The organism is Pseudoalteromonas sp. SWN166 (assembly GCF_015864485.1).
Classification (GTDB): domain Bacteria; phylum Pseudomonadota; class Gammaproteobacteria; order Enterobacterales; family Alteromonadaceae; genus Pseudoalteromonas.
The window spans coordinates 1-3394 of the sequence record NZ_JADYXB010000077.1; the positions used below are offsets into that span (position 1 = coordinate 1).

Genomic DNA, 3394 nt, shown 5'->3' on the forward strand with positions numbered 1-3394 from the left:
CATTGTTAAGGTAGCTTGAAACCCATTTATTGACACTGGCGCGCGCTGTATTTAGGCGCTTAGCAATATTCGTTCTGTTTTCACCCTCAAAGAATAATGAAACAGCAAGCAGGCGTATGCGTTTTCTTGCATTAGGCTCTTTACGTGATATAGCTAAAAGTTGCTTGGATTTTTCTAAGTTCAATTTAGTAAAAGTAGATAAGTATCAGTATGCTAATTAGATCACATAATTTGGCAGATTGGTATTAGCTGGGCTTTTTACTTATTAACAAAAGGCTACTTGAGCATACCGTACAAAAGTGCAAACACAGCAAGTGAGCCAACCGCTAGTATAAATAGCGTGCTTAAGCGGTTACGGTATTTGTAAAGTGCAGGTACTTTATAAACCGCAATCATTGGCATAATAAATAAAATCATCGCGATGATAGGGCCCGATAACTGATCCATCATGTCTAAAATACTTGGGTTTTTAACAGCACAAAACCAAATAGCTAAAAACATGATTAACACACCAATTTTATCGGCAGCTTTTGCGCTTAAGCTTGTTTGCTTAGTTACTAAACCTGTAAAGCTTTCGCGTGCCCCTAAAAAGTGACCCAAAAACGACGACGTAATAGCAATAAAAGCAACAAGCGGCCCAAGTGTGGCAATAAATGAGTTGTCAGTAATATTAGCAAGGTAGGATAAAACCGACACGTTAGCTGCTTTAGCCGCCGCCATTTGCTCGCCTGTAAGCGACAGCACGCAAGAGAACACAAATAACAGTACAAAGGTAATAAGTAGCAAGCTAGTACGCTTTAAAATCGCCTCAGACTTACGTGTAGCTTGTTCGCCATAATGACCACGTTGTACGTTTACAAAGCTAGATATAGCCGCTGCGTGACTAAACGAAAACACAATTATAGGAATCGACAACCACAGCGTTTTACCAAAGCTGCCCATTTCAGGCACTGTCATATCTGGCATCTGCCAGCTAGGGATTAAATAAAGCGATAAAAACAACAATATGCCCACAAGCGGATACACTAAGATAGCAAAGGCACGTAGCATCAAGCGCTCGCCGCCCATCATTAAGCTAATCATACCTGCAACTAATACACCTGAAAGTAGCACGCGAGAAGGTGATTCCATCCCCATTTGATTAACCATAAAACTATCAACAGTATTGGTTAAGCCCACACCGTAAATAAGCAAAATTGGGAATATAGATAAAAAGTACAATAAAGAAATTAACCGGCCCGCAGTCACACCAAAGTGTTCTTCAACTACATCGGTAAAATCGGCATCTTTATTTTTTGACGACAGTACAAAACGTGCTAATCCACGATGCGCACAAAAGGTCATAGGGAACGCTAAACACGCCATAATAATTAACGGCCAAAAACCGCCAATACCAATGTTAATAGGCAAAAATAAAATACCCGCGCCTACTGCGGTACCAAATAAGCTTAATGTCCACTGTGTATCGTGCAGGTTCCATTTAGTTTTTGTGTTTGAATTTTTGCTTGAATTAGTGTGTGTGTTTGTTGATGCATTTGAAAGCGTTGCATCTTGAGATGTTGTCATGTGTGTGTGTTCATCCATTATTTAAATAATAACTGCGCCGAAGGGTATAGTTTTTAGTTAAAAATTTCATGTTTTGAGGGTGTTTGTAGACTAATTAATTAGACCCAATTGGATGGGAAGTGTCATGAATACTAAACAGCGGTGTAAAAGTGAGCAAATCCCTTAAATGGCAACACCACATTACAATTTACTGTAGGTTGATTAGTTGGAGCGAAACCCAACACGCCACGCGAGCAGCAAAGCCGAGGAAGGCGATTTCCATAACGTGAAAATAAGGGCGGGTCATTTTTATTGGTTTTCATTTAAAAATCAAAATCTGCTGCCAAAAGCTATTAAGTAGAAGCCATTGATCTCAACTTCATAAGAGATTTTTATTAAACTCCGTTATACTTCCAGCAATTGAATATGCCAAACGAAGTAAATAGGCCGCTAACTGCAATGAGCAAAGACATTCTTTTCCATACTACTTTTGCGCACGAAACCAGTAAAACATGGGTTGTATTTGTCCATGGCGCAGGTGGTAGTTCGGCAATCTGGTTTCGTCAGCTTAAAGCGTATAAAAAAGAATATAATGTGTTGTTGCTAGATCTTCGCGGTCACGGTAAATCGAATAACTTAGTACAACACTTTGTTGATAATAATTATTCGTTTAATAATGTCTCAAAAGATATTATTGACGTGTTAGATCATAACAATATCACCAGCGCACACTTTGTTGGCATTTCATTGGGCACAATTATTATTCGAAATATTGCTGAAATTGCGCCGCAATATGTTTCTAGCATGGTGCTAGGTGGAGCGGTTACTCGTTTTAATACTCGCAGTAATACATTGGTTTATTTAGGTAATACTTTTAAACACTTCCTGCCTTATATGTGGCTGTATCGCTTATTTGCTTTTATTATGATGCCGAAAAAGCGTCATAAAGAATCTCGACTTTTGTTTGTTCGTGAAGCAAAACGCTTGTGCCAAAAAGAGTTTATAAAATGGTTTAAATTAGCCATGGACGTAAATCCTTTAATGCAATATTTCAAAGAAAAAGACATTGATATTCCCATTCTGTACATTATGGGTAAGGAAGATCATATGTTCCTTGGCCCTGTTAAAGAAATGGTTAAGCGTCATAAAAACAGCGTACTGCAAACTATTCACCATTGCGGCCATGTTTGTAATGTGGAACGCCCAGACTTATTCAATCAGCACTCGCTTGCTTTTATCGCCCAGCAAAATCGTTAAGGGTTGTAGAAGGAATCGGATCGGTACATTCTTTTTGGATTTTCGCCCTAAACTCAAAACAAGACCTAAAGGAATAAAACTCCATTTTTATATCAAAGCGTAGATACCATCTCTTCTAACCAGCCTCAAGCTTTCTTTAAATAGCTTGAGGCTGGTATTCAGTTTGATTCTTCACAACACCAAAACAGATATGTGTCAGCTTTCTCATTGCAGCACCAATTGCCTGCATTTGTGTTTTACCTTGCCCCACTAATCGCTTATTTTGGGCTTTTATATCTGGATTATGTTGTACAGCGACTACAGCAGCCATATACAATTTAGCCCTTATATACCCAGGCCCTTCTTTGCTTAAGGTTGTTTTTCCAGCCCGTTTGCCTGACTCATTAAGCTTAGGTATTAAGCCTAAGTAACAAGCTAATTGCTTGGCATTTTTAAACTGTTTACATGCCAGCAAGGACACCATCATACGTGATATTACCTCTCCAACACCTTTGATACTTTGAAGCAATTTGCGGTTCTTTTTTAATTGCGGGTGTCTATCAATATGCTCATCAATGTCATTTTTTAGCTTGCCTATCTCAGTTTTTAGTAC

The 3394-nt window shown here is 38.7% G+C and carries 4 protein-coding genes; 1 reads left to right on the forward strand and 3 read right to left on the reverse strand.

All coding sequences use genetic code 11. The annotated features are described in order from the left end of the window. Together I6F49_RS20035 and I6F49_RS20040 are read right to left on the reverse strand one after the other, a co-directional pair. Positions 1–151 (reverse strand): helix-turn-helix domain-containing protein (locus tag I6F49_RS20035; protein WP_442961274.1); only part of this gene is annotated, 151 nt, incomplete at its 3' end. A gap of 125 nt (positions 152–276) precedes the next feature. After that, positions 277–1566, reverse strand: coding sequence for an aromatic amino acid transport family protein (locus I6F49_RS20040; RefSeq protein ID WP_166420083.1), 1290 nt, complete (start codon positions 1564–1566; stop codon positions 277–279). Between the two features lie 438 nt (positions 1567–2004). Between I6F49_RS20040 and I6F49_RS20045 the strand changes: the two genes are divergently transcribed. Next, entirely contained in the window at positions 2005–2802 is a 798-nt protein-coding gene (locus I6F49_RS20045; protein WP_166420121.1) for an alpha/beta fold hydrolase, read from the forward strand. A gap of 136 nt (positions 2803–2938) precedes the next feature. On the opposite strand, the gene I6F49_RS20050 is transcribed toward I6F49_RS20045, so the two are convergent. Further along, positions 2939–3394: transposase (locus I6F49_RS20050; RefSeq protein ID WP_197181733.1), on the reverse strand; the 456-nt coding region annotated here is incomplete at its 5' end.

Bases quoted from the DNA above. Each gene is read 5' to 3' on its own strand.
- I6F49_RS20040 (WP_166420083.1), bottom strand. From the start codon at position 1,566: ATGACAACATCTCAAGATGCAACGCTTTCAAATGCATCAACAAACACA.
- I6F49_RS20045 (WP_166420121.1), top strand. From the start codon at position 2,005: ATGAGCAAAGACATTCTTTTCCATACTACTTTTGCGCACGAAACCAGT.